The sequence below is a fragment of the Burkholderia sp. Bp8994 genome (assembly GCF_003853805.1).
Lineage (GTDB): Bacteria > Pseudomonadota > Gammaproteobacteria > Burkholderiales > Burkholderiaceae > Burkholderia.
In genome coordinates, this window is the sequence record NZ_QTQH01000023.1 from 1 (window position 1) to 25,033 (window position 25,033).

Genomic DNA, 25,033 nt, shown 5'->3' on the forward strand with positions numbered 1-25,033 from the left:
CTGGCGTCCCCTAGGGGATTCGAACCCCTGTACTCACCGTGAAAGGGTGATGTCCTAGGCCTCTAGACGAAGGGGACATGATCTTTTCAGATCTGTCTGACTTTCGCTATTCACTCATCATCAACAGCGAAGGCCGAAATTCTAACTGCTTTAAATCATTTTGTGAAGCATTTATTACTTACTACCGCTGCTTCGCAAATCAATTCGTTCTGCTCTGATGGTGGAGGTAAGCGGGATCGAACCGCTGACCTCTTGCATGCCATGCAAGCGCTCTCCCAGCTGAGCTATACCCCCTTGCAGAACAGAAATGAGATTATATGGACCGAATTTGAACTTGTAAATACCCTTTTTGCGATTCGAGCGAAATTTTTTGCGAAGCCGCCGTGACACCCTGCGCGAGCGGCTTCGCATCCGCTCAAACCTCAGGCCAGCGCGGCCTCGATACGCGACACCACGACGTCACGACCGAACAGCACGAGCACCGCGTCGATCGACGGCGTATGCGTCGTGCCCGCCACCAGCAGGCGCACCGGCATCGCGAGCTGCGGCATCTTCAGCTTGTGCGCGCCGAGCGTCGCCTTCAGCGCGGCGGACACCGCTTCCTTCGTCCAGTCGGCCGCCTTCAGCGCGGCGACGAGATCGGCCAGTGCCGGGCGCACCGCATCGGTCACGTGCTGCGCGAGCGCATCGGCATCCGGCGCCGGCACGCGGTAGAACATCGCGGCGCCTTCGGCGATCTCCTTGACCGTCGTCGCGCGGTCCTTCATCAGGCCGACCACCGCATCGAGCGCGGGGCCCGTCGCGATCGCCGCGTCGTCGATCCCGAGCGCGTCGAGGAACGGCTTCGCCAGCGCGGCGAGGCGCGCGTTGTCCGCTTCCTTGATGTAATGGGCGTTCAGCCAGCTCAGCTTGCTGTGGTCGTACTGCGCGGGCGACTTGCCGAGATGCTCGAGGTCGAACCATTCGACGAACTGCTCGCGCGAGAAGATCTCCGCGTCGCCGTGCGACCAGCCGAGGCGCGCCAGGTAGTTGACGACGGCCTCCGGCAGGAAGCCGGCGTCGCGGTACGCCATCACGCTCATCGCACCATGCCGCTTGCTCATCTTCTCGCCCTGCTCGTTCAGCACGGTCGGCAGGTGCGCGTAGACGGGCGGCTCGCCGCCGAGCGCGCGCAGGATGTTGATCTGGCGCGGCGTGTTGTTCACGTGGTCGTCGCCACGGATCACGTGCGTGATGTTCATGTCCATGTCGTCCACGACCACGCAGAAGTTGTAGATCGGCGTGCCGTCCGGACGCGCGATCACGAGGTCGTCGAGCTCCTCGTTCGAGATCTCGACCCGGCCCTTCACCGCGTCGTCCCACACGACCGTGCCGGTCAGCGGGTTGCGGAACCGCAGCACCGGCTTCACGCCGGCCGGCGGCTCGGGCAGCACCTTGCCCGGCTCCGGACGCCACGTGCCGTCGTAGCGCGGCTTGAGGCCGGCCTCGCGCTGGCGTTCGCGCAGCGCGTCGAGCTCCTCGGCCGACATGTAGCACGGGTACGCGAGGCCCTGCTCGAGCATCTGCGCGAGCACCGCGCGGTAGCGGTCCATCCGCTGCATCTGGTAGATCGGGCCTTCGTCGAAATCCAGGCCGAGCCACTGCATCCCCTCGAGGATCGCGTCGACGGCTTCCTGCGACGAACGCTCGACGTCGGTATCCTCGATACGCAGCACGAACGTGCCTTTCATCTTGCGCGCGAACGCCCACGGATAGAGCGCGGAGCGGATGTTGCCGAGGTGGATGAAGCCGGTGGGACTCGGCGCGAAGCGGGTACGGACAGGACGGGTCATAAACGGTAACTCGAACGCCTGGGGCGCATGAATGATTCGACGCGGGATCGACGGCGACAGCCCGGACAGCACTGGGGCCGGCCGCGCCCGGAACGGGAAAGAAGCCGGAATTATACTCGCGCCGCCCTTCGCGCCAAGCGCGCCGCTTGCTTTATGATGTGCGCGCCGCGGCCGCCAGCCGGCGCCGCGCCGGCCGCGCGGTTTGTGCCGCGCGGCCGCTCGGAACCTATCGCCGCCGCGGGCCGCACGGCCCGCCGCCAAGCCGCCGGAGAACCATTCGATGTCGTCCCCTCGCCTGTCGCGCCGTCACTTCACGATCGCTTGCGCATCCGCCAGCCTCGCCGCCTGCACGTCGTTCGGCGACAAGTCCCGCCCCGACAACGCCGCGAATCCCGCGCAGTCGCGCGAGAAACCCGTGAAGATCGGCATCGCGCTCGGCGGCGGCGCCGCCCGCGGCTTTTCGCACATCGGCGTGCTGAAGGCGCTCGAGGCGCGCGGCATCCCGGTCGAGATCGTCGCGGGCACGAGCGCGGGCTCGGTGGTCGGGGCGCTCTATGCCGCCGGGATGAGCGGGCTGCAGATCAACAAGATCGCACTCGACATGGATCAGGCGGCGATCAGCGACTGGGCGCTGCCGTTCCGCTCGCGCGGGCTGCTGCAGGGCGTGGCGCTGCAGAACTTCCTGAACAAGACGCTCAACAACCGGCCGATCGAAAAGATGGCGAAGCCGCTCGGCATCGTCGCGACGGACCTGCAGAACGGCCAGCCGATCCTGTTCCAGCAGGGCAATACGGGGCTCGCGGTGCGCGCGTCGTGCAGCGTGCCGTCGGTGTTCGAGCCCGTGAAGATCGGCAACCGCGAATATGTCGACGGCGGCCTCGTGAGCCCGGTGCCCGCGTCGTTCGCGCGCAAGATGGGCGCGAGCTTCGTGATCGCGGTCGACATCTCGTCGCGGCCGGACGGCGCGGCGACCAACAACCCGATCGAGATGCTGCTGCAGACCTTCACGATCATGGGCCAGACGATCAAGACCTACGAGCTCGACAAATACGCGGATGTCGTGATCCGCCCGAACCTCGCAGCGATGGGCGGCAGCGACTTCAACCAGCGCAACGCGGCGATCCTCGCGGGCGAGGAAGCCGTCGCGCGCGTCATGCCCGAGCTGCAGCGCAAGCTCGCGGCGGCCCGCGGCGTCGCGGCGGCATAAGCGGCGCATCGCGGCGCGCGGCGCACGACAGCGAGCGCGCCACCGACGATGGCACCGCCACCAGCCGCTTGCGCACGCCCCAAAACAAAAAACCCTGCCGCCTTCCAGTGACAGGGTTTTTTGGATCCGGCGGTTCGCCGGCGAGCGTCGGTCAGTTGCTGCCGTTCGCCGCGTCGTCGCCGATCGTGGCACGCACGCGCTGGCGCAGGTCGTCGGCCTTCATCGGGAACTCCGACTCGAGCCGGCGCGCACCGGTGAAACGCTTTTCCCAGTAGCCGCTATCGAGATCGTCGACGCGAATCGTGCTGCCCGTCGACGGCGAATGCACGAACTTGTTGTCGCCGATATAGATGCCGACGTGCGAGAACGTACGGCGCATCGTGTTGAAGAACACGAGGTCGCCCGGCTTCAGGTTGCTCATGCTGACCTTCTCGCCGACGCGGCTCATCTCTTCGGCGCGACGCGGCAGCGACATGCCGAGCGTGTCCTGGAACACGTAGCGCACGAACCCGCTGCAGTCGAGGCCGGAATCCGGCGAGTTGCCGCCCCAGCGGTAACGCACGCCGATCATGTTCAGCGCACCGACGACGACGTCGCCTGCCTTGCCCGCCATGCCGGCAAGAAACGACTTCGCGCCGCCGCTCGACGACTGGGCACTGGTCTGCTGGAGGGAGGAGCTCGACCCGATTTGAGTCGAATTCGTGACATTCTGGTTAAAACTGCTGACTTCGTCGGCGAACGCGCCGGGAGCTGCTGCGAACAGGGCGCCGATGAACAGCCCGGCGAGGGTACGCGCGCATGCCTGGGTCAGGGATCGATGCTGCATTGGTCGATGGAATGTGCTTAAAAATCAGCTGATTGGCGGAAAATTTCGGTCGATACTAGCCAGCGCGTAATCGTTTGTCAAAACAAATTAAAAAATACAATCGAGATAGTCAGACCATTGGACGCCTATCACGCTTTCCAGACCGCTTTCAACAGCTTTTGTGTGTAAGGATGTGACGGTTTCGTGAAGATATCGGCCACGTCGCCGGACTCGACGATCGCCCCGTCCTGCATCACCGCGACCCGGTGCGCCATCGCGCCGATCACCTCCAGGTCGTGGCTGATGAATACATAGCCGAGGTTGTATTTCTGTTGCAAATTCGCGAGCAGCTTCAGCACCTGCTGCTGGATCGACACGTCGAGCGCGGACGTCGGTTCGTCGAGGATCAGGATGCGCGGCTCCAGCACGAGCGCACGCGCGATCGCGATCCGCTGGCGCTGCCCGCCCGAGAATTCGTGCGGATAGCGATGCAGCACCGTGCGGTCGAGGCCGACTTCGCGCAGCACGGCCAGCGACTTCGCGCGCCGCGCGTCCGGTGTGAGTTCCGGGCGATGCAGTTCGAGCCCCTCGCCGACGATCCGCTCGATCGTGTGACGCGGCGACAGTGAACTGAAGGGATCCTGAAAGACGACCTGCATGTTCGAGCGCAGCGCGGTCTGTTCGCGGCCGCGATAGGTCGAGAGCGCACGCCCCTGGAATTCGATCTCGCCGTGGGCCGTCCTTTGCAGCCCGAGCAGCGCCATCGCGAGGGTCGACTTCCCGGAGCCGGATTCGCCGACGATCCCGAGCGTCTCGCCCTGCCGCACCGACACGGACACGTCCGCGACCGCCGTCACGGGCGTCGTGCCGAACCAGCCTGCGAAGCCCGGCCGCTTGCGCGCGAACTGCACGCTGACGTGGCGCGCATCGAGCACGACGGGCGCGATCGGCATCACCGGCGCGACCGCGCGCTGCGGCCGGCTGTTCAGCAGCCGCTGCGTATACGGATGCTCCGGCTCCGCGAAGATCCGCTCGACCGGCCCGCTTTCGACCAGCTTGCCGCGCTCCATCACCGCGACCCGCTCGGCGAAGTGCCGTACGAGGTTCAGGTCGTGCGTGATCAGCAGGATCGCCATCCCGCGCTTTTCCGCCTCCTCGCGCTGCAGCTCGAGCAGCAGGTCGACGATCTGCGCGCGGATCGTCACGTCGAGCGCCGTGGTCGGTTCGTCCGCGAGCAGGAGGCGCGGCCGGCAGGCGAGCGCCATCGCGATCATCGCGCGCTGCCGCTGGCCGCCCGACAACTGGTGCGGGTAACTGTCGACGCGCCGCTCCGGCTCCGCGATGCCGGTACGCGCAAGCAGCGCGATCGCGCGCTTGCGCGCCTCCACCGCCGTCACGCCGTCGTGCAGCACGATCGTCTCGCCGATCTGCGTGCCGATCGTGTACAGCGGGTTGAGCGCCGTCATCGGCTCCTGGAAGATCATCGCGATGTCCGAGCCGCGCAGCCCGCGCATCTCGCGTTCGCTCTTGCCGGCGAGGTCATGCCCGGCGAAGCGGATCGTGCCGCTCACGTCGGCGTCGCGCAGCAGCCGCAGGATCGACAGCGCGGTCACGCTCTTGCCCGATCCCGACTCCCCGACGAGCGCGACGCGCTCGCCGCGGCCGATCGCGAGCGTCACGTCGTCGACGGCCACCGTGTCGCCGAAGCGCACCTGCAGATGTTCGAGCGACAGCAGCGGCTCGCCCGCGTTCGATACGACCGTGCTGCTCATCGCTGGCCTCCTGCCGCGCGCACCGAGTCGGCGATCCGCGTGTCGAGCGCGTTGCGCAGCGCGTCGCCCATGAAGGTCAGCAGCAGCAGCGTCGCGACCAGCACGCCGAACGTCGACAGCGAGATCCACCATGCGTCGAGGTTGCCCTTGCCCTGCGCGAGCAGCTCGCCGAGGCTCGGCGTCGGCGGCGGCACGCCGAGCCCGAGGAAGTCGAGGCTCGTGAGCGCGAGGATCGCGCCGCTCATCCGGAACGGCAGGAACGTGATCACGGGCGTCATGCTGTTCGGCAGCACGTGGCGCCAGATGATCTGCCAGTTCGTGAGCCCCATCGCGCGGGCCGCGCGCACGTAGTCCTGCGTGCGGTTGCGCAGGAATTCGGCACGCACGTAGTCGGCCAGGCCGATCCAGCCGAACAGCGACAGCAGCACGATCAGCAGCAGGAAGCTCGGCTCGAAGATCGACGCGAAGATGATCAGCAGGTACAGCTCGGGCAGCGAACTCCAGATCTCGATCAGCCGCTGCCCGACGATGTCGATGCGCCCGCCGAAGAAGCCCTGCACGGCGCCCGCGGCGATCCCGAGCAGCGTGCCGATCGCGGTCAGGACCAGCCCGAACTCGACCGACACGCGGAACCCGTACACGAGCCGCGCGAGCAGGTCGCGCCCCTGCGCGTCGGTGCCGAGCCAGTTCGCACGCGACGGCGGCGCCGGGTTCGGCACGCTCGAGAAATAGTTCAGCGTGTCGTAGTAATAGCGGTTCGGCGGATACACGACGAAGTTGCCCGGCGCCTCGAGCCGCTTGCGGACGTACGGATCGAGATAGTCGGCCGGCGTCGGGAAGTCGCCGCCGAAGGTCGTCTCCGGATACGCATGGAACATCGGGAAATAGGTCTGGCCGTCGTAGCGCACGACGAGCGGCTTGTCGTTCGACCACAGCGGCGCCGCGAGGCTCGCGGCGAACGCGACGACGAAGATCACGAAGCTCCAGTAGCCGAGGCGCTGCTGGCGAAAGCGCTGCCAGACGCGGCGCGCGGGCGACGGCGACACGCGCGCACGGGCCGCGTCGATGCGGGACGACACGACGGCCCGGTTCATCGCGCACCTCGCCCGGCGAGCGCGGGCAGGCGGACAGGCGCGCCGGCGAGCGGCGTGCTGGCGGACGGTTTCATGTCAGCGCTCCAGGTTGTCGAATTGAATGCGCGGGTCGACCCACACATAGCAGAGGTCCGAGATCAGCTTGGTCGCGAGCCCGATCAGCGTGAACAGGTACAGCGTGCCGAGCACGACCGGATAGTCGCGCCGCACGACCGACTCGTACGACAAGAGCCCGAGGCCGTCGAGCGAGAACAGCGTCTCGATCAGCAGGCTGCCCGTGAAGAACGCGCCGATGAACGCGGCCGGAAACCCGACGATCAGCGGCAGCATCGCGTTGCGGAACACGTGCTTCCACAGCACGGTGCGCTCGGCGAGCCCTTTCGCGCGCGCGGTCAGCACGTATTGCTTGCGGATTTCGTCGAGGAACGCGTTCTTCGTGAGCATCGTGATGACCGCGAAGCTGCCGACGACCGACGCCGTGATCGGCAGCGCGATGTGCCACAGATAATCGAGCACCTTGCCGGCGAGCGACAGCTGGGAAAAGTTGTCCGACGTGAGCCCGCGCAGCGGGAACAGCTGCCAGAACGAGCCGCCGCCGAACAGCACGAGCAGCAGCACGCCGAGCACGAAGCCCGGAATCGCATAGCCGACCAGCACGACGAGGCTCGTCGCGACATCGAACGGCGAGCCGTTGCGCACGGCCTTCGCGATGCCGAGCGGCACGGAGATCAGGTAGGTGACGAAGAACGTCCACAGCCCGATGCTGATCGACACCGGCAGCTTCTGCACGACCAGCGACCACACGCTCTGGTGGCGGAAGTAGCTGTCGCCGAGATCGAAGCGCGCGAAACGCTTCAGCATCAGCCAGTAACGCTCGAGCGGCGGCTTGTCGAAGCCGTACAGCGCCTTGAGCTGTGCGAGCTGCTGTGCGTCGACGCCGGTGTGCGCGCGCATTCCGAACGGCGCCGCGCCCTGCTCCGTCGCGCCCTTGCGCAGTTCCTGCACGGCCTGTTCGACCGGGCCGCCCGGCACGAACTGGATCACCGCGAACGTGAGCGTGAGCACGCCGACGAGCGTCGGGATCATCAGCAGCAGGCGTTTGAGGATGTAGCTCCACATAGGGCGTCGACTCGCGATCGATAGGCTGGGTTGAACGAAGGGCCGGCAGGCTTCAGTGATCGGGCTTGGCCCACCAGGTCGATACGACCCAGCCCTCGGCCGAATAGTACAGCGGCAGCGTTTGCGGATAGCCGAGCGTGCGCTTGTATGCGATCCGGTGCGTGGTGCTGTACCACTGCGGAACGGCGTAATAGCCGTGCATCAGCACGCGGTCGAGCGCATGCGTCGCGTCGAGCAGGTCCTCGCGCGTCTGCGCGGTGCCGAGCGCATGCAGCAGCGCGTCGACGGCCGGCGACTTCAGGCCGATGATGTTGTCGGAGCCCGGCTCGTCCGCGAACTTGCTGCCGTAACGCGAGAACTGCTCGGCGCCCGGTACCTGCACACCCGGCAGGCGAACCGTCGTCATGTCGTAGTCGAACGCGTCGAGGCGCTTCTGCAGCAGCGCGTAATCGGCCGTGCGAAAACGCGCGTCGATGCCGAGCTTCGCGAGATTGCGCTGGTAGGCTGTCACGACGCCTTCCATCGCCGCGCCCGAATCGTCGAGGATCTCGAACGTGAACGGCTCGCCCTGCGCGTTGCGCAACGCGCCGTCGCGGTAGGTCCAGCCGGCCTGCGCGAGCAGCGCGCGCGCCTTCAGCAGGTTCGCGCGCAGCGAGCCCGGCGGGTTCGTGTTCGGCTGCGTGACCATCGGGCCGAACACGGCCGGGTCGAGTTGCGTGCGCAACGGCTCCAGCAGCTTCAGTTCGCCCGGGCCCGGCGTACCGGTCGCCTGCAGGTCGGTATCGGCGAAATAGCTGTCGAGGCGCGTGTACGCGCTATAGAACAACTGGCGGTTCAGCCATTCGAAGTCGAACGCGAGATCGAGCGCCTGGCGCACGCGCACGTCGCGAAATAGCGGCCGGCGCAGGTTCATGAAGAAGCCCTGCATGCCCGCGCCGTTGTGCTGGCGGAACTCGCGCTTGACGAGCTCGCCGCTGTCGAAGCGCTTGCCGACGTCGCGCCGCGTCCAGTTGCGCGCGATGTATTCGACCAGCACGTCGTACTCGCCGGCCTTGAACGCCTCGAGCCGCGCGACGCCGTCGCCATAGAGCTTGTAGACGATCCGCTCGAAGTTGTCGGTGCCGACCCGCACCGGCAGGTCGGCGCCCCAGTACGCGGGATTGCGCCGATAGGTAATCGTGCGGCCGTTGTCGTAGCGCTCGATCAGGTACGGGCCGCTGCCGATCGGCTGCTCGAACGCGAGTTGGTCGAACGGAATCCGCGAACCGTCCGCGCGCAGCCCCCACTTGCGCGAGAACACCGGCACGCCGCCGGCGATCAGCGGCAGCTCGCGGTTCGTGCTGCGGAACTCGAAACGCACGGTCGCGGGATCGACCACCACCGCCTTCGCGATCTCGGCGAAATACGCGCCGAACTGCGGTGCGGCCTGCTTGCTCTTCAGCGTGTCGAACGAAAACCTGACGTCGTCGGCCGTGACCGGATCGCCGTTCGAAAAGCGCGCGCGCGGGTTCAGGTGAAACGTGACCGAGCGGCGGTCCGGCGCGATCGCGATGTCGTCGGCGAGCAGCCCGTAGGCGGATGCCGGTTCGTCCATGCTGCCGGTCGCGAGGCTCTCGAACAGCAGGTCGATGCCCGGTGCGGGGTTGCCGCGCATCGTGAACGGATTGAACTTGTCGAACGACGTGAGCCGGCTCGGGTTCGCGAGCACGAGCGTGCCGCCCTTCGGCGCGTCGGGGTTCACATAGTCGAAATGCCTGAAGCCCGGCGGATATTTCGGCTCGCCGTACTGCGCGATTGCATAGGCCGCGTGCGCGGCGCTTGCAGCCAGTACCGCCTGTAGCGTCCATACTGCCGCCGTGCGGCCGGCGGCCCGTGCCGCATGCGCGGCGCCGAAGCGGATGCGGGTGGCGGCGGTCCGGGGCGAACCCTTCGTCATAGAGGCCCTGTCGGTCGATTGAGGGATGGAACGTGGGTCGATTCTACCCATTCAATTCGACGTCGAGCCAACTTGCGGGTTTTCGCGCATGGCACCGGCACGTTGCGGCTGCCGCGTGCGACTCGCACAGGCAAAGAAAAACCGCCCGGTGTTCAGTTCACACGGGCGGTTTTCCTTCGAGGGCGCGCACGCATCGCGCGTGCGCCGCAGATCGATCAGCGCCAGCCGTTGTGACGGCCGTTGTCCCAGTGACCGCGATCGCCGTGCCAGCCGCGGCCATGATGGCGATACCACTCGTCGCGGCCCCAGTAGCGGCGGCCGTCCCAGTAGCGATCGCCGTGCCAGCCGATCACGATCGCCGGGGCCGGCGCGTAGACGGGCGCCGGCGCATACACGGGCGCCGGCTGGTAGACGACCGGCGGAGGCGGCGGCGCATACACGGGCGCGGGTGCGACGTAGACCGGAGCCGGCACGCCGACGTTGATCCCGACATTGACTCCCGCCATTGCTGCGCCCGACACGAGCAAGGCCGTCATACCGGTCAAGAGCGAGGCAATACGCAAAGTCTTCATGGATTCCTCTTCGAGTTGTTTCATGTGTGATTCGACTATAACGGCACGCACAGTCTCCGCATATTTCAAGTTTGTAAGAACTGATGCGCTGCATCGCACGTGGAGGCGTCCGCTAACGTCTTGTAACAATTGACGCGCTGCCGCGATGTCCGTTCCGCCGTTTCCTGAAACATCTTTCATCCTGGCCCGCGTCCGCGCCGAGCGACGCCACGCACACCGCGCGGCCACAATGACAAAGGCGGCACTCGCGTGCCGCCTTTGATGCATGAATGCGCATGGAGATCGTCCGCTGCGCCGCGATGCCGCTCAGCCGCTCTGGGCTCAGCGCGACATCATGTTCATGCTGACGTTGTGCATCACCCACAGCGTGCCGACGATCAGGATCGCCGCCGTCAGCACGGTGTAGCTGAACGCCATCACGTTCCAGCGTTGGCCGGACGAACCGTTCATGTGCAGGAAGTACACGAGGTGCACGACGATCTGCACGAATGCGAGCACGGCGAGCGCGATCAGCGATGCGTGCGGCGACAGCACGCCGCCCATCACGAGGCCGAACGACGCGGCCGTGAGCAGCACCGACAGGATGAAACCGGCGACATAGCCGCCGACGCTGCCGTGCCCTTCTTCGAGTTGCGACGAATGCGAATGGGCCATTTAGATCACGCTCGCGAGATAGACAAAGGAAAACACGCAGATCCACACGATGTCGAGGAAATGCCAGAAGAGGCTCAGGCACGTCAGACGCCGCAGGTCGCGATCGGTCAGGTCGCCGCCGCGCAGCACGACCTGCCCGGCGAGCACGATCATCCACACGAGGCCGGCCGTCACGTGCAGCCCGTGCGTGCCGACCAGCGTGAAGAACGCCGACAGGAACGCGCTGCGCTGCGGGCCCGCGCCTTCCGCGATCAGGTGCGAGAACTCGCGCAGCTCCATCGCGAGGAACGCCGCGCCGAGCACGAATGTCACCGCGAGCCACGCGAGCAGCGCGCCGCGCCGCTGCTTGTACGCGGCCAGCATCGCGAAGCCGTAGGTGATGCTCGACAGCAGCAGCGCGGCGGTTTCCACCGCGACGCCCGGAATGTCGAACAGGTCCTTCGCGGTCGGACCGCCCGCGTACTGGTTGCCGAGCACCGCGAACGTCGCGAACAGCGCCGCGAAGATCACGCAGTCGGTCATCAGGTACAGCCAGAAGCCGAACACCGAGTGCGACGGCGGATGGTCGTCGTGCTCGAGCAGGGTTGCGCTCAGGGTTTTCTGCAACATCAGTTGGCCTCCAGTTCCACGTCGTCGACACGCGTGGCCACGCGCGCCGCCGGTTGCTTCTCTTCGATCCTGCGCACCTTCGACGCCGGGATGTAGTAGCCGTCGTTGTCACGCGAGCTGTAGACCACGAGCGTCGCGACGATGCCGACCAGGCCGCCGATCGCCATCCACCAGATGTGCCACACCAGCGCGAAGCCCAGCACCAGGCTGAAGACCGCGACCACGAGACCCGCGCACGTATTCGACGGCATGTGGATGTCGCGGATCGCCGCCGGGTTCGGCCGGCCGTCGCCGCGTGCCTTCATGTCGGCGTACGCGTCGAGCGTGCGCACCTGCGGGATCACCGCGAAGTTGTACTCGGCCGGCGGCGACGAGGTCGCCCATTCCAGCGTGCGGCCGCCCCACGGGTCGCCCGTGGTGTCGCGATATGCCGGCAGGTTGCGGTTGCGGATGCTGACCACCAGTTGCAGCAGCTGGCACGCGATGCCGATCGCGATCAGCACGGCGCCGAACGCGGCGACCAGCAGCCACGGATGCCACGCCGGATTGTCGTAGTGGTTCAGGCGCCGCGTCATGCCCATGAAGCCGAGCACGTAGAGCGGCACGAACGCGACGTAGAAGCCGACCTGCCAGAACCAGAACGCAGCCTTGCCGAGCTTCTCGTTCAGCTTGAAGCCGAACGCCTTCGGGAACCAGTAGTTGAAGCCCGCGAGATAGCCGAACAGCACGCCGCCGATGATCACGTTGTGGAAGTGCGCGATCAGGAACAGGCTGTTGTGCAGCACGAAGTCCGCGCCCGGGATCGCCATCATCACGCCGGTCATGCCGCCGAGCGTGAACGTGACCATGAAGCCGATCGTCCACAGCACCGGCGTCGTGAATTCGATCCGGCCGCGGTACATCGTAAACAGCCAGTTGAACACCTTCACGCCGGTCGGGATCGCGATGATCATCGTCATGATGCCGAAGAACGCGTTCACGTTCGCACCGGAGCCCATCGTGAAGAAGTGATGCAGCCACACGAGGAACGACAGCACCATGATCGCGCAGGTCGCATACACCATCGTCTTGTAGCCGAACAGCGGCTTCTTCGAGAACGTCGCGATGACTTCCGAGAAGATGCCGAACGCCGGCAGGATCAGGATGTACACCTCCGGATGGCCCCACGCCCAGATCAGGTTCAGGTACAGCATCGCGTTGCCGCCGGCTTCGTTCGTGAAGAAGTGCATGCCGAGGTAGCGGTCGAGGCCGAGCAGCGCGAGCGTCGCGGTCAGGATCGGGAACGACGCCATGATCAGCACGTTCGTGCAGAGGGCCGTCCACGTGAACACCGGCATCTTCATCAGCGTCATGCCCGGCGCGCGCATCTTGATGATCGTCACGAAGAAGTTCACGCCGGTCAGCAGCGTGCCGACACCCGAAATCTGCAGCGCCCACAGGTAATAGTCGACCCCTACCCCCGGGCTGAACTGCAGCTCCGACAGCGGCGGATACGCGAGCCAGCCGGTCTGCGCGAACTCGCCGATCACGAGCGAGATGTTGATCAGGATCGCGCTGACCGCCGTCATCCAGAACGAGAGCGAGTTGATGAACGGGAACGCGACGTCGCGCGCGCCGATCTGCAGCGGCACGACGAGGTTCATCAGGCCGACCATGAACACCATCGCCATGAAGAAGATCATGATCACGCCGTGTGCCGTGAAGATCTGGTCATAGTGGTGCGGCGGCAAGTAGCCGGGCGCGTTGTACGCGAGCGCAAGCTGCATGCGCATCATGATCGCGTCGGCGAAGCCGCGCAGCAGCATGATCAGCGCGACGATGATGTACATCACGCCGAGTTTCTTGTGGTCGACCGTCGTCAGCCATTCCGTCCACAGCCACTTCCAGCGGCCGGTGATCGTCAGTGCGGCGAGAATGCCCAGCACGACCAGCCCCATGAAGGCGCCTGCCACCATGATGATGGGCTGATCGAACGGGATCGCCGCCAGTGTGAGTTTGCCGAACATGCGTTACCCCTTCGTGCCGCAGGCGGCGTCCTTCAGATCGAGGACGTGGCCATCGTTGTATTTCGCGATGATGTTGTGGAAGAGCCGCGGATCGACCGACGAGAAGTAGCGCACGGGCGCCTTCTCGCTCGGCTGCGCGACGGTGCCGTACACGGTCGCATCGAGCCGGTCGGGCGAGGCCTTGACCTTCTGCACCCACGCGTCGAACTGTTCGCGCGGCTCGGCGAGCGTGCGGAACTTCATGTCGGAGAAGCCGCGGCCGCTGAAGTTGGCGGACGTGCCCGCGTAGTCGCCGGCTTCATCGGCGATCAGGTGCAGGCGCGTCTGCATGCCGGCCATCGCATAGACCTGGCCGCCGAGCTGCGGAATGAAGAACGAGTTCATCACCGAATCCGACGTGATGCGGAAATTCACCGGCGTGCCGACCGGAATCGCGAGCTGGTTCACCGACGCGATGCCGAGTTCCGGATAGATGAACAGCCACTTCCAGTCGAGCGCGACGACCTCGACGTCGATCGGCTTCACCGACGACTCGAGCGGCTTGTACGGATCGAGCTCGTGCGTGGTTTTCCACGTGAGCACGCCGAGGAACAGGATGATCAGCGTCGGCACCGTCCAGATCACGACCTCGATCGCGGTCGAGTGCGACCAGTTCGGCGCATAGGCGGCGTTGCGGTTCGATGCGCGGTAACGCCACGCGAACCACAGCGTGAGCAGGATCACCGGCACGACGACGATCAGCATCGCCCATGTCGAGGTCGCGATCAGCGCCTTTTCGGCGGCCCCGACGCTTCCTTTCGGATTTAGTACATCTAAATTACAGCCTGACAGGCTCAGCGCCGCGCCGATCGATATCAGCGCCGTCCAGCCTTTTGAAGCTCTTCTTTTCATCACACAGCCCGAGGGTCATTGAATCCGTTGCGTTTGCCCGATGCGCATTCGATCCACGAAAGTGGCCGAATCATACGTCGCGCGGGCGCGGCGAAAAACCGGTGGGTGCGACAAATCATCATTGCAGAATCCGCAGTGAGACAGATTGTCGCGGGGCAATTTCACGCAGCCGGGAGGCGGCCGCGGGCCTCGGGTCTCACGCCGAGGGCCTTGAGACGGCCGAAATCGGCGAAAAACCGCGGGCTCGTGTCCGCCCTGCCCCGATGAATGCGCGCGCAACGATGTCCGCATCGGCACGCGATGCGGACATCGTGCGCGGCGTCACGCGCTCAGCCGTGCGCCGCGGCCATGTACGCCGGCTGCGCCGGTGCGCCGCCGTCCCCGGCCGGCAGCTTCGAACGGCTCGCTTCCTCGATCAGCCGTGCGACGGTCGGATCGATCGCGTCGGTGAACGGCTTCGGATCGACGCCCACCATCAACACGATCAGCGCGAGCGACGCGAACATCACGATCTCGCGACGACTCAGGTCGGCGAGCTTCGCGATACGCGGACCCGCGATCTTGCCGAACACGACGCGCTTGACCATCCACAGCGTGTACGACGCGCTGAGGATCAGCGTGAGTGCCGCGATCGCGCCGATCCAGAAGTTGACGCGGATCGCGCCCATGATGACCATGAACTCGCCGACGAAGCCCGACGTGCCCGGCAGGCCGACGTTGGCCATCGCGAACAGCAGCGCGAACGTCGCGAAGCGCGGCATCACGCCCGCCACGCCGCCGTACGCGGCGATCTCGCGCTGCTTCGTGCGATCGACCAGCACGCTCACGCACAGCAGCATCGCGCCCGCGACGAAGCCGTACGACACGAGCTGCACGATCGCGCCTTCGACGCCGATCTGGTTGAACAGGAACAGCCCGAGCGTGACGATCCCCATGTGCGCAACCGTCGAATACGCGAGCAGCTTGCCGAGATCGGTCTGGGCGAGCGCGATCAGGCTCGCGTAGACGATCGCGAACAGCGACAGCGCGATCACGGCCGGCGCGAAGAAGTGGCTCGCGTCCGGCGTGATCGGCAGCGCGAAGCGCAGGAAGCCGTAGCCGCCGAGCTTGAGCATCGCGAGCATCAGCGCGGCACCCGTCGGGCCGTCGGTGTAGACGTCGCGCAGCCACGTATGAACCGGCCACATCGGCACCTTGACCGCGAACGCGGCGAAGAAACCGAGGAACACCAGGAGCTGCGGCGCGAAGCCGAGCTGCAGCGTGCGCCATGCGTTCATGTCGAACGTATGCGACTTCGCGTACAGGTACAGCATCGCCATCAACAGCAGCAGCGAACCCGCGAACGAGATGAAGAAGAACTTCACGGCCGCGTAGACGCGATGCTCCCTGCCCCACGTGCCGATCAGCAGGTACAGCGGAATCAGCGTCGCCTCGAAGAAGATGAAGAACAGCAGCCCGTCCTGCGCGACGAACACGCCGACCATCAGCCCCGACAGGATCAGGAACGACGCGTAGTACTGCGCGACCCGCACCGTCACCGCTTCCCACGACGCGATCACGACGACGAGCGTCGTGAAGGCGGTCAGCACGACGAGCCACAGCGACGCGCCGTCGATCCCGACACGCCAGCCGGCGTTGAAAGCCGCCAGCCAGTTGCGGGTTTCGGCGAACTGCATCGCGGCCGAGTGCGAATCGAAACCGGTGACGAGCGGCACGACGGCGGCCAGCCCCGCGAGTGCGCCGACCAGCGCGATCAGCCTCGTGCGATGCGGATGACGGTCGGAACCGGCGCGCAGCAGGCACGCGCCGAACAGGATCGGAACCCAGATCGCCAGGCTCAGAAAGGGGAAATCATGCATGTCAACAGGCCTTGAGAGGGTCGCGCGCTGCATCGGAAACAGGCGTGACGAAGGAAACGAAATCAAATCGACAGATAGATTTCGCGGACCGCCAATGTTGGCAAAATGTAAAGCGGAATCAGGGCAAAGCTTGACGCCGCTCAAGCGCAATCGGGTTAACCAGCATAAGGCGAATGATTATTTTTTGCATCGCAGCAGAGGAGCTTTTCACGACGCCCGGATAGATCGCTGATTTTTATGTGTAATTTTTCGTATTGTGATGCGACGCCGATCGCACGAATCGGTGCGATGCCGCATTTTTGGCCGGAAGACCGATTCTTCGGGGCGCAAGCGTGGAATGCGGGGAAGGATGAATGAGAGCGATTCAAACCTTACACGGATACTTTCATTTTTATTTCACCGGCCGCCGATCGCCGCGATCCGGAACACCGGAAATCGCGGCGCATTCCGTCAGCGCTGATGGCTCAGCCTGTCCCATACGCGCATCGTCACCGCGCGATAGTGGTTGTGTTGCGCGGGGAAATGGACGAAGCGGCTGTCGCGCGTCGCATAGACCGGCGATGACGCGAGCGACATCGCATCGACGATGTAGCGCGCGTCGATCATGCCCGCCTCCAGCAGTTCGACATAGATCGCCTGCTGGTCGCCGCCGCTCGCATAGACCGACGACCGATCGCCGATGCGCTCGATCCGCGCACATATGCGTTCGACCAGTTCGCGCATTGGCGCGACGTTACGCACGCCGATCATGCACGAGTTGATCGCCCAGGCCGTGTGGTCGGTGCCGATCACGAAATCGCGGCCGTCGACCACGCCGTCGACCGTCTGGCGCTGGTCGATCGCGAGGATGTCGGCGTCGACCCAGAACACGAACGCGTGATCCGGCAGATGTTCGCGAATCAGGTGCAGCTTCGCCCAGTTCGCATCGACGCCGGCCGGCAGGAGCGCGGGCGGTTCGCGATACGCGTGGTACGCATAGCCGTGTCGCGTGCAGTAGCGAACGAAGTTCTCTTCGTGAAGATCGCCGTAACCGGCGATGTGCGACGTGTGCAGGCTCACGAACGCAATGCTTGCATGCGGGTTCAGGTGTCGCGCCGGTTCGCGCGGGCGTTGCTGCGCGGTGCGCCAGTCGTCCATCGCGCTCGGCTGCTCGCCCCGCTGGACACGCGCCGCGTCGTCGACGAGCGCGAGCACGTAGCGAAAGTCGTAGTCGGGCGTCGGCGCCCATACGCCATCGATCTGCTGCCATTCGGGCGCCTGGTGCGCCACGAGCGGATGCGCGCCGACGACCGCGTCGATCGCTAGCCCGTCGCGCCATACCGTCTGGGCCGACGCGAAATGGCCGGTCGCGAGCGGCTGATCGAACGGCAGCGGCGGGAAGTGCTCGGCAAGCAGCGTCGCCTCGCATGCGTGTTGCCGCTCGGGCAGGCGCATCGCCCACTTGCCGAGCTCGACCACCAGCTTGCGCAAGCACTCGCGCACGTCGGGCACGTTGCGAAAGATCATGCCGCTCGCGGCGGGCAACGACGACTTCGAGGTCTGCGTCGTGACGATCGCGTCATAACCGTCCGCGACGGCCGGCAACGCATGCTGGCCGAACACGACCGAGAACGAATCGAGCACGAGCAGCAACGCGCCCTGCTCCATCGCGACGAGCTGCGCGATGATCGCGTGGTACTTGTGCAGCACCTGCTGGCGCTCGCCGTACACGTGCGTGCCGTCGACGATCGCGTGCCGGTAGCCGTGGGCCCGCGCGTAACGTTCGTGATTGTCGACGAGCCCGTCGACGGGACGGTGCGAAAGGATGGTCAGTACGGAATGCATGCGTGCCGGAACTCCCGATTGAGCCGCGCGAGGCGATACGCCTATTTAGCGCATGAGCGCCGCTCGAGTCGAGCATTGATTGGCTGTCCGGACGAAGCGTGGCGCCGGGCGGTGCGTGCGGAAACGACGCCGGAAAAGAAAAAGCCCCGCAAGTCCGAGAACTTGCGGGGCTTTGTCACCGCTTTTGGCGGAGACGGAGGGATTCGAACCCTCGATCCAGGTTTTGGCCCAGATGCTCCCTTAGCAGGGGAGTGCCTTCGACCTCTCGGCCACGTCTCCCAAACTTTCGCTCGCACCAGGGAGGCAGTGCGACGAGAACGAGATAATATAGGGTTTCGAACCGTGCGTCAATTTCCGTGATGCATTTTCTTCAATGCATCACGAAAAAATTCACGCGGCCTGGTCGAGTTCGAATGCCTTGTGCAGCGCGCGGACGGCCAGCTCCATGTATTTCTCGTCGATCAGCACCGAAATCTTGATTTCGGACGTCGAGATCATCTGGATGTTGATGCCCTCTTCCGACAGCGTGCGGAACATCTTGCTCGCGACGCCCACGTGCGAACGCATGCCGACGCCGACGACCGACACCTTCGACACCTTCGGGTCGCCCTGCACGCGCTCGGCGCTCACATGGCCCTGCACCTGGTTGGTGAGGATGTCCATCGCCTTCTGGTAGTCGCCGCGGCCGACCGTGAACGTGAAGTCCGTCTTCCCTTCGACGCTCTGGTTCTGGATGATCATGTCGACGTCGACGTTCGCGTCGGCGACCGGGCCGAGGATCTGATACGCGATGCCCGGCTTGTCGGGCACGCCCATCACCGCAATGCGTGCTTCGTCGCGCTGGAACGCGATGCCGGAAATGACTGCCTTTTCCATGGTCTCGTCTTCTTCAAAAGTAATCAGGGTGCCCGAGCGCATTTCTTCGTCGAGCGCAATCAGCGGATCGGTCAGGCTCGACAGCACGCGCGTCTTCACCTGGTATTTGCCGGCGAATTCGACCGAGCGGATCTGCAGGACCTTCGAGCCGAGGCTGGCCATTTCCAGCATTTCCTCGAACGTCACGCGATCGAGGCGTCGCGCCTCTTCGACCACGCGCGGGTCGGTCGTGTAGACGCCGTCGACGTCCGTATAGATCAGGCACTCTTCGGCATCCAGCGCGGCCGCGACCGCCACCGCCGACGTGTCCGAGCCGCCGCGGCCCAGCGTCGTGATGTGGCCGTCCGGATCGACGCCCTGGAAGCCCGTGATGATCACGACCTTGCCGGCGTTCAGATCGGCCTTCACGCGCTCGTCGTCGATCGAGTGGATGCGCGCCTTCGTGAACGCGCTGTCCGTCTTGATCGGCACTTGCCAGCCGGCATAGCTCACGGCCTCGACGCCGATTTCCTGCAGCGCGATCGACAGCAGGCCGACGCTGACCTGCTCGCCGGTCGACGCGATCATGTCGAGCTCACGCGGGCTCGGCTGGCTCGAAATCTCTTTCGCGAGACCGAGCAGACGGTTGGTTTCGCCGGACATCGCGGACGGCACGACCACCATCTGGTGCCCGGCCTGATGCCATTTTGCGACGCGTTTCGCGACGTTCTTGATGCGCTCGACCGAGCCCATCGAAGTGCCGCCGTATTTGTGTACGATGAGTGCCATTGTCGTTCTGAACTGGAGGAGAAGCCGCACGGGCGCGCTGGGCAGGCCGCGTTGCCGTTCGGTCACGCGGCTTGTGGCTGTGGACGGACGACGAGGGGGACGGCTGGGACGCAACACGCAAGCGTGACGGATTTTGCCCGGAAGGCCGATCAGGCCGCGCAAACCGGGTACGTCACGCGGAAAACCTGCACAAATCGCTCAAAAATCGAGCCGAGCAAACGACCGAGCGTACCCGATAGAGGCCCGCTTGACAAGCCGCTCGCCGGTTCGGCAAGCGTTCCGGCGCTGTTTACCAAATGGTGAAAACCGGCGCGCGATCGCGCGGCGGCAAGCGTGTCGCCGCTATGCGATCAGCAGGTCGGGACGCCATTCGATCCGGCGCCACGCGCCGGCATCGGCCAGCCCGTCGCCGTGATTCACGCCGAGCCGCGGCACGTAGACGAGCCGCTCGCCCGCAAACAACAGCGGCACGTCGCGCTGCCAGGCCGGCACGCCGCGCTCCTGGAACAGATTCTTCAGCGTGCGGCCCGGGCCGCCGGGCGACGTACGCAGCCGCTCGCCGCCCGCGCGGGCGCGCGCGGCGAGCGTCGCGCCGCGCAGCAGCGCCTCCGGCACCGCGCCGTCGCTGCCGGCCTCGGCCGGCGCGAACACGAACGTGCCGCGCCATGCCGGCACGCGCCAGACTTCCTGGCCGTCCCACGCGAGCGAGGATTCGGGATGCGGCGTTCCGGTGCCGTCGTCGGCCGGCTCGGCGCTGTCGCCCGCCTCCCAGTACACGGTGTCGCGATAGAGCCGCAGGCACTGCCCCGCGTGATCGACCCGCAGCGCATGCGCGTCGTGCGCGGCGCGCAGCTGCCGCATCATGTTCGCCAGCCGCCCCGCCGACGCACCGGGCAGCCCGAGCCGGCGCATCCAGAAACGCAGCAGGTTGGCGCCGCGCGTATCGTCGAACGCGACCAGCGCATCGCGCGACAGCGCGCGGCCGTCGTCGCGCGCGGCGCCGGCGAAATCCAGTTCAGCGAGATCGTCGAGCAGCCGCTGCGCGGCGGCCGCATGCTGGGCCGCGCGGCCCAGCGCATCGCGAAAACCCGGGAAATGCACGGCGAGCGCCGGCAGCACGTCGATGCGCAGCGCATTGCGCGCGTAGCGCGTGTCGCCGTTCGATTCGTCGTCGATCCACGTCAGCGCGCGCTGCGCCGCATAGCGCTCCAGTTGCGCGCGCAACAATCGCAACAGCGGCCGCACGCGCTCGACGCTTGCGCCGTCAGGCCGATAACGCGGTGCCATCGCGGCCAGGCCCGCGATCCCCGCGCCGCGCAACAGCTGAAGCAGCACGGTCTCCGCCTGGTCGTCCGCATGCTGCGCGACCCAGAGCGCGGCCACGCCGTGGCGCTCGCACATCGCGTCGAGCGCCGCATAGCGGCGCTCGCGCGCGGTCGCCTCGATGCCGAGGCCGCTGTCGCGCGGCACATCGACACGCTCCGACTCGAACGCGACGCCAAGTTGCCCGGCCGTCGCCTGCGCATGCGCGACCCATGCGTCAGCGTTCGCGCTAAGGCCGTGGTGCACGTGCAGCGCGACGCAACGCGCGGCGCCCGCCACACGCACGGCCGCGTCGAGCAGCACCGTCGAGTCGAGGCCGCCGCTGTACGCGATCGCGATGCGCGCATCGGCCGGCAGATCGGCAAGCGCAACGCCGACCGCGTCGAGGACGACACGGTCGGCGGAGAATTCGGTCGGGGGGATCACGAGCGAGACGCGCGCCGGACGGCGCGCGATGCGAACACGCCGGTCATGCGCCGGGCGTGGTTTCCTTGAACTTGCCGTAGGCCATCAGGCGCTCGAAGCGGCGCTCGCGCAGCGCATCGATGCTCATGCCCTGGAACTGGCGCAGCGAATCGGCGAGCGCACGGCGCAGCAACGCTGCCATGCCCTTCGGATCGCGGTGCGCGCCGCCGAGCGGCTCGTTGATGATCTTGTCGATCAGGCCCAGCGCCTTCAGGCGATGCGCGGTCAGGCCCAGCGCTTCCGCGGCCTCGGGCGCCTTCGCGGCGCTCTTCCACAGGATCGACGCGCAGCCTTCCGGCGAGATCACCGAGTAGGTCGAGAACTGCAGCATCATCACGGTGTCGGCCACGGCGATCGCGAGCGCACCGCCCGAACCGCCCTCGCCGATCACGGTCGTGATGATCGGCGTCTTCAGTTCGGCCATCACGTACAGGTTGCGGCCGATCGCCTCCGACTGGCCGCGCTCTTCCGCGCCGATGCCCGGGTATGCGCCCGGCGTGTCGACGAACGTGAAGATCGGCAGCCCGAATTTCTCGGCGAGACGCATCAGCCGTTCGGCCTTGCGATAGCCTTCCGGACGCGGCATCCCGAAGTTGCGCGCGGCGCGCTCCTTCGTGTCGCGGCCCTTCTGATGGCCGATCACCATGCACGGATGGCCGCCGAAGCGCGCGAGGCCGCCGACGATCGACAGGTCGTCCGCGAACGCGCGGTCGCCATGCAGTTCGTGAAAATCGGTAAACAGTTCCGCAACGTAATCGAGCGTGTACGGACGCTGCGGATGCCGCGCGATCTGCGAGACCTGCCACGGCGACAGGTTCGCGTAGAGGTCCTTCGTCAGTTGCTGGCTTTTCTTCGACAGCCGCTCGATTTCTTCCGAAATATCGACAGCCGAGTCGTCCTGCACGAATCGCAGCTCTTCGATCTTGGCCTCGAGTTCGGCGATCGGCTGTTCGAAATCCAGAAACGTGGTCTTCATGTGTTCGAATCCTTGGGTCTTGCGGCAGCGCGTATTCTACCCGCGCGGGCGACGTGCAAAACCGGCTCTCAACTATTGATGTTTAAAACCCGATAGCCGTCAATCGGCGTCGGCGTCCGGTGCGTCGAGGCTGCGCCACATGTACCAGGTCGCGACGGTACGCCACGGCTCCCAGTTGGCGGCCACTTCACGCGCCTCGCTGCGCGTTACGGGCTCCCCGCTGAAGTAATTGACGCTGATCGCGCGGATCAGACCCGGATCGTCGAGCGGCAGCACGTCCGGCCGCGACAGGTTGAAGATCAGGAACATCTCGGCCGTCCAGCGGCTGATGCCGCGGATCTGCGTGAGTTCCGCGATCACGTCCTCGTCGTCCATCGACGTCCATTTGTCGACGTGCAGCGCGCCCGACACGAAGTGTTGCGCGAGATCGAGAATATATTCCGTCTTGCGCTTCGACAGCCCGCACGCGATCAGCTTGTCCGCGCCGAGCCGGATGACCGGCTGCGGTGCGAGTTTCGGACACGCATCCTCGATGCGCGCCCACAGCGCCTGCGCGGACGGAACCGAGATCTGCTGGCCGACGACCGAACGCGCGAGCGTGACGAACGGGTCGCCGCGCTTCACGAGATGCGCGGGGCCGAACTTCGGGATCAGCTTCTTCAGGATGCGGTCGCGCTTGACGAGATCGGCGCTCGCTTTATCCCAGTACGCGGGACGCACGACGCCATCGGCGCCGTCGACTGCCGCATCGGCTGCCCGCACCTTGCGGGCCGCGTCGGCGGCCGCCATCGCGACCTCCGGCTGCGCCGCGTCCACGCCCTTCGCGCGCGCGGGCTTTGCATGACCGTTGAGCGCGCCGTTCGGCACGGCGCGCGTCGCGTCCGCCTTCGCCGCTGGCGCGCGCTTGGCTGCCGGACGCGCGGCGAGCGGAGTCGCACGCCTGACCGGCGCTTTTCTGGCCGTTGCCATCCTGCCTCCTACCTGACGGATCGGTCAGTGGAACGCATCGCGCTCATACGCGACGCCATTCGGTCGATCCGCCCGGTTTGTCTTCAAGTGCGATACCGGCGTCGAGCAGTTCCGCCCGAATCCGGTCCGCTTCGGCATAGTCCTTCGCTTGCTTCGCCGCGACACGCGCGGCGATCTTCGCTTCGATTTCGTCGGCTGCGAGCCCGCCCGCCTGCGCGGCACCGGTGCCCTGCTGCAGGAACGCGCGCGGTTCGCGGCCGAGCAGGCCCAGGAGGCCCGCCAGTTGTTTCAGTTGCCGCGCGAGCGATGCATCGCGCGTGCGATTGACTTCACCCGCCAGTTCGAACAGCGTCGCCACCGCGACCGGCGTGTTGATGTCGTCGTTCATCGCAGCCGCGAAACGCTGCGCGTGCGGCTCGTTCCAGTCGAGCGCGAGCGTGTCGGGCTCGACATCCTTCAGCGCCGTGTACAGGCGCGTGAGCGACGCGCGCGCGTCGTCGAGATGCACGTCGCTGTAGTTGAGCGGCGACCGGTAGTGCGTGCGCACGATGAAGAAGCGCATGACCTCGGCGTCGTACCGTTCGAGCACTTCGCGGATCGTGAAGAAGTTGCCGAGCGATTTCGACATCTTCTCGTTGTCGACCTGCACGAAGCCGTTGTGCATCCAGTAGTTGACGAACGTCTGGCCGGTCGCGCCTTCGCTCTGCGCGATCTCGTTCTCGTGGTGCGGGAATTGCAGATCCTGCCCGCCGCCGTGGATGTCGAAATGCTCGCCGAGCAGCGTGCAGCCCATCGCCGAGCATTCGATGTGCCAGCCCGGCCGGCCCATCCCGTACTTCGATGCCCACGACGCACCGTCGGGCTCGTCCTCCTTCGCGCGCTTCCACAGCACGAAGTCGAGCGGATCCTGCTTCGCATCGTTTGCGGCAACGCGCTCGCCCGCGCGCAGGTCGTCGAGCGACTTGCCCGACAGCTTCCCGTAGTTCGCGAACTTGCGCACCGAATAGTTGACGTCGCCGTCGCTCGCCTGGTACGCGTAGCCGTTCGCCTCGAGCTTCTCGATCATCCCGAGCATCTGCGGAATGAACTGCGTCGCGCGCGGCTCGATGTCCGGACGCTGGATGCCGAGCGCCGCCTCATCCTCGTGCATCGCGCCGATGAACCGGTCGGTCAGCGACTTGATCGTCTCGCCGTTCTCGACCGCGCGGCGGATGATCTTGTCCTCGATGTCGGTGATGTTGCGCACGTACGTGACCCGATAGCCGATCGCACGCAGCCAGCGCTGGACGAGGTCGAATACGACCAGCATGCGCGCGTGGCCCACGTGACAATAGTCGTAGACGGTAATCCCGCATACGTACATCCGCACTTCGCCTGACTGGCGCGGCACGAAAACTTGCTTGTCACGCGCGAGCGTGTTGTAGATGCGCAGTGATTCCATAGAGATGAACCGTGAGCCGAAGGAAACCGCCCTGG

19 protein-coding genes, 3 tRNA genes and 1 pseudogene are annotated in these 25,033 nt (G+C 65.9%); 2 read left to right on the forward strand and 21 right to left on the reverse strand.

The features are described 5' to 3' along the window. Nucleotide 1: 1 nt before the first annotated feature. The 3 genes from DIE04_RS23850 to gltX all read right to left on the reverse strand — a co-directional run bounded on the left by DIE04_RS23850 (nt 2) and on the right by gltX (nt 1,832). Nucleotides 2-77, reverse strand: a tRNA-Glu gene (locus tag DIE04_RS23850). 141 nt (nt 78-218) lie between these two features. Next, nucleotides 219-294: transfer RNA gene (locus DIE04_RS23855), tRNA-Ala, on the reverse strand. A gap of 128 nt (nt 295-422) precedes the next feature. Continuing rightward, nucleotides 423-1,832, reverse strand: coding sequence for a glutamate--tRNA ligase (gene gltX, locus DIE04_RS23860; protein ID WP_124488272.1), 1,410 nt, complete (start codon nt 1,830-1,832; stop codon nt 423-425). A 280-nt stretch (nt 1,833-2,112) separates the two neighbouring features. Here gltX and DIE04_RS23865 point away from each other — a divergent pair, with 280 nt between their 5' ends. Continuing rightward, the gene (locus DIE04_RS23865; RefSeq protein WP_044847962.1) at nt 2,113-3,039 is read left to right on the forward strand and encodes a patatin-like phospholipase family protein; all 927 of its coding nucleotides are present in this window, start codon (nt 2,113-2,115) and stop codon (nt 3,037-3,039) included. 151 nt (nt 3,040-3,190) lie between these two features. Here the strand turns inward: DIE04_RS23865 and DIE04_RS23870 are convergent, their stop codons facing one another. The 14 genes from DIE04_RS23870 to DIE04_RS23945 all read right to left on the reverse strand — a co-directional run bounded on the left by DIE04_RS23870 (nt 3,191) and on the right by DIE04_RS23945 (nt 19,824). Next, nucleotides 3,191-3,865 (reverse strand): C40 family peptidase, encoded by a 675-nt coding sequence (locus tag DIE04_RS23870; protein ID WP_124522107.1) that lies wholly within the window; start codon nt 3,863-3,865, stop codon nt 3,191-3,193. 128 nt (nt 3,866-3,993) lie between these two features. Further along, entirely contained in the window at nt 3,994-5,616 is a 1,623-nt protein-coding gene (locus DIE04_RS23875) for an ABC transporter ATP-binding protein (protein ID WP_124488273.1), read from the reverse strand. After that, nucleotides 5,613-6,710, reverse strand: coding sequence for an ABC transporter permease (locus tag DIE04_RS23880; protein WP_124488274.1), 1,098 nt, complete (start codon nt 6,708-6,710; stop codon nt 5,613-5,615). Before DIE04_RS23880 ends, DIE04_RS23875 begins: the two co-directional genes overlap by 4 nt. Nucleotides 6,711-6,785: 75 nt before the next feature. Beyond that, nucleotides 6,786-7,829 carry a microcin C ABC transporter permease YejB gene (locus tag DIE04_RS23885; RefSeq protein WP_124488275.1) on the reverse strand — a complete coding sequence of 348 codons (1,044 nt, stop codon included), beginning with the start codon at nt 7,827-7,829 and terminating at the stop codon, nt 6,786-6,788. A 52-nt stretch (nt 7,830-7,881) separates the two neighbouring features. After that, a complete protein-coding gene (locus DIE04_RS23890) occupies nt 7,882-9,765 on the reverse strand; it encodes an extracellular solute-binding protein (RefSeq protein WP_124522834.1) in 1,884 nt (627 codons plus the stop codon). A 215-nt stretch (nt 9,766-9,980) separates the two neighbouring features. Beyond that, nucleotides 9,981-10,337 carry a hypothetical protein gene (locus tag DIE04_RS23895; protein ID WP_044848002.1) on the reverse strand — a complete coding sequence of 119 codons (357 nt, stop codon included), beginning with the start codon at nt 10,335-10,337 and terminating at the stop codon, nt 9,981-9,983. A 321-nt stretch (nt 10,338-10,658) separates the two neighbouring features. After that, the gene (gene cyoD / locus DIE04_RS23900) at nt 10,659-10,991 is read right to left on the reverse strand and encodes a cytochrome o ubiquinol oxidase subunit IV (protein WP_011352504.1); all 333 of its coding nucleotides are present in this window, start codon (nt 10,989-10,991) and stop codon (nt 10,659-10,661) included. Beyond that, nucleotides 10,992-11,600 carry a cytochrome o ubiquinol oxidase subunit III gene (gene cyoC / locus DIE04_RS23905; protein WP_124488277.1) on the reverse strand — a complete coding sequence of 203 codons (609 nt, stop codon included), beginning with the start codon at nt 11,598-11,600 and terminating at the stop codon, nt 10,992-10,994. After that, nucleotides 11,600-13,606 carry a cytochrome o ubiquinol oxidase subunit I gene (gene cyoB / locus DIE04_RS23910; RefSeq protein WP_044847969.1) on the reverse strand — a complete coding sequence of 669 codons (2,007 nt, stop codon included), beginning with the start codon at nt 13,604-13,606 and terminating at the stop codon, nt 11,600-11,602. The genes cyoC and cyoB overlap by 1 nt, the downstream gene beginning before the upstream one ends. A 3-nt stretch (nt 13,607-13,609) precedes the next feature. Next, on the reverse strand, nt 13,610-14,497 hold the full coding sequence (gene cyoA, locus DIE04_RS23915; protein WP_044847970.1) for a ubiquinol oxidase subunit II: 888 nt from the start codon (nt 14,495-14,497) through the stop codon (nt 13,610-13,612). 329 nt (nt 14,498-14,826) lie between these two features. Then, nucleotides 14,827-16,356 carry a NuoM family protein gene (locus tag DIE04_RS23925; protein ID WP_124488279.1) on the reverse strand — a complete coding sequence of 510 codons (1,530 nt, stop codon included), beginning with the start codon at nt 16,354-16,356 and terminating at the stop codon, nt 14,827-14,829. A 450-nt stretch (nt 16,357-16,806) separates the two neighbouring features. After that, the gene (locus DIE04_RS23935) at nt 16,807-18,180 is read right to left on the reverse strand and encodes a hypothetical protein (RefSeq protein ID WP_124522111.1); all 1,374 of its coding nucleotides are present in this window, start codon (nt 18,178-18,180) and stop codon (nt 16,807-16,809) included. Nucleotides 18,181-18,365: 185 nt separating this feature from the next. Beyond that, nucleotides 18,366-18,459: transfer RNA gene (locus DIE04_RS23940), tRNA-Ser, on the reverse strand. A gap of 111 nt (nt 18,460-18,570) precedes the next feature. Beyond that, nucleotides 18,571-19,824 (reverse strand): aspartate kinase, encoded by a 1,254-nt coding sequence (locus tag DIE04_RS23945; protein ID WP_040144529.1) that lies wholly within the window; start codon nt 19,822-19,824, stop codon nt 18,571-18,573. Here DIE04_RS23945 and DIE04_RS30410 point away from each other — a divergent pair. After that, a pseudogene (locus DIE04_RS30410) lies at nt 19,807-20,044 on the forward strand (hypothetical protein); the annotation flags it as partial. The gene DIE04_RS23945 and the pseudogene DIE04_RS30410 overlap by 18 nt on opposite strands. 122 nt (nt 20,045-20,166) lie before the next feature. Here DIE04_RS30410 and tilS read toward each other — a convergent pair. The 4 genes from tilS to cysS form a co-directional block, all read right to left on the reverse strand. After that, on the reverse strand, nt 20,167-21,573 hold the full coding sequence (gene tilS, locus DIE04_RS23950; protein ID WP_124522113.1) for a tRNA lysidine(34) synthetase TilS: 1,407 nt from the start codon (nt 21,571-21,573) through the stop codon (nt 20,167-20,169). A gap of 43 nt (nt 21,574-21,616) precedes the next feature. After that, nucleotides 21,617-22,588: an acetyl-CoA carboxylase carboxyltransferase subunit alpha gene (locus tag DIE04_RS23955; protein WP_006478433.1), complete on the reverse strand. Its 972-nt coding sequence runs from the start codon at nt 22,586-22,588 to the stop codon at nt 21,617-21,619. 99 nt (nt 22,589-22,687) lie between these two features. Next, nucleotides 22,688-23,557, reverse strand: coding sequence for a DNA-3-methyladenine glycosylase (locus DIE04_RS23960; RefSeq protein WP_124488283.1), 870 nt, complete (start codon nt 23,555-23,557; stop codon nt 22,688-22,690). A gap of 43 nt (nt 23,558-23,600) precedes the next feature. Then, complete coding sequence (cysS, locus tag DIE04_RS23965; protein ID WP_044847975.1) at nt 23,601-24,998, reverse strand: cysteine--tRNA ligase; 1,398 nt, start codon at nt 24,996-24,998, stop codon at nt 23,601-23,603. Between the last annotated feature and the right edge of the window lie 35 nt (nt 24,999-25,033).

Coding starts and splice junctions, on each gene's coding strand:
- DIE04_RS23890 (WP_124522834.1), bottom strand. CDS start 9,765: ATGACGAAGGGTTCGCCCCGGACCGCCGCCACCCGCATCCGCTTCGGC.
- gltX (WP_124488272.1), bottom strand. CDS start 1,832: ATGACCCGTCCTGTCCGTACCCGCTTCGCGCCGAGTCCCACCGGCTTC.
- DIE04_RS23895 (WP_044848002.1), bottom strand. CDS start 10,337: ATGAAGACTTTGCGTATTGCCTCGCTCTTGACCGGTATGACGGCCTTG.
- cyoA (WP_044847970.1), bottom strand. CDS start 14,497: ATGAAAAGAAGAGCTTCAAAAGGCTGGACGGCGCTGATATCGATCGGC.
- DIE04_RS23885 (WP_124488275.1), bottom strand. CDS start 7,829: ATGTGGAGCTACATCCTCAAACGCCTGCTGCTGATGATCCCGACGCTC.
- DIE04_RS23925 (WP_124488279.1), bottom strand. CDS start 16,356: ATGCATGATTTCCCCTTTCTGAGCCTGGCGATCTGGGTTCCGATCCTG.
- DIE04_RS23875 (WP_124488273.1), bottom strand. CDS start 5,616: ATGAGCAGCACGGTCGTATCGAACGCGGGCGAGCCGCTGCTGTCGCTC.
- DIE04_RS23955 (WP_006478433.1), bottom strand. CDS start 22,588: ATGAAGACCACGTTTCTGGATTTCGAACAGCCGATCGCCGAACTCGAG.
- cyoB (WP_044847969.1), bottom strand. CDS start 13,606: ATGTTCGGCAAACTCACACTGGCGGCGATCCCGTTCGATCAGCCCATC.
- DIE04_RS23935 (WP_124522111.1), bottom strand. CDS start 18,180: ATGCATTCCGTACTGACCATCCTTTCGCACCGTCCCGTCGACGGGCTC.
- DIE04_RS23960 (WP_124488283.1), bottom strand. CDS start 23,557: ATGGCAACGGCCAGAAAAGCGCCGGTCAGGCGTGCGACTCCGCTCGCC.
- cyoC (WP_124488277.1), bottom strand. CDS start 11,600: ATGTTGCAGAAAACCCTGAGCGCAACCCTGCTCGAGCACGACGACCAT.
- DIE04_RS23865 (WP_044847962.1), top strand. CDS start 2,113: ATGTCGTCCCCTCGCCTGTCGCGCCGTCACTTCACGATCGCTTGCGCA.
- DIE04_RS23945 (WP_040144529.1), bottom strand. CDS start 19,824: ATGGCACTCATCGTACACAAATACGGCGGCACTTCGATGGGCTCGGTC.
- DIE04_RS23870 (WP_124522107.1), bottom strand. CDS start 3,865: ATGCAGCATCGATCCCTGACCCAGGCATGCGCGCGTACCCTCGCCGGG.
- DIE04_RS23880 (WP_124488274.1), bottom strand. CDS start 6,710: ATGAACCGGGCCGTCGTGTCGTCCCGCATCGACGCGGCCCGTGCGCGC.
- cyoD (WP_011352504.1), bottom strand. CDS start 10,991: ATGGCCCATTCGCATTCGTCGCAACTCGAAGAAGGGCACGGCAGCGTC.
- cysS (WP_044847975.1), bottom strand. CDS start 24,998: ATGGAATCACTGCGCATCTACAACACGCTCGCGCGTGACAAGCAAGTT.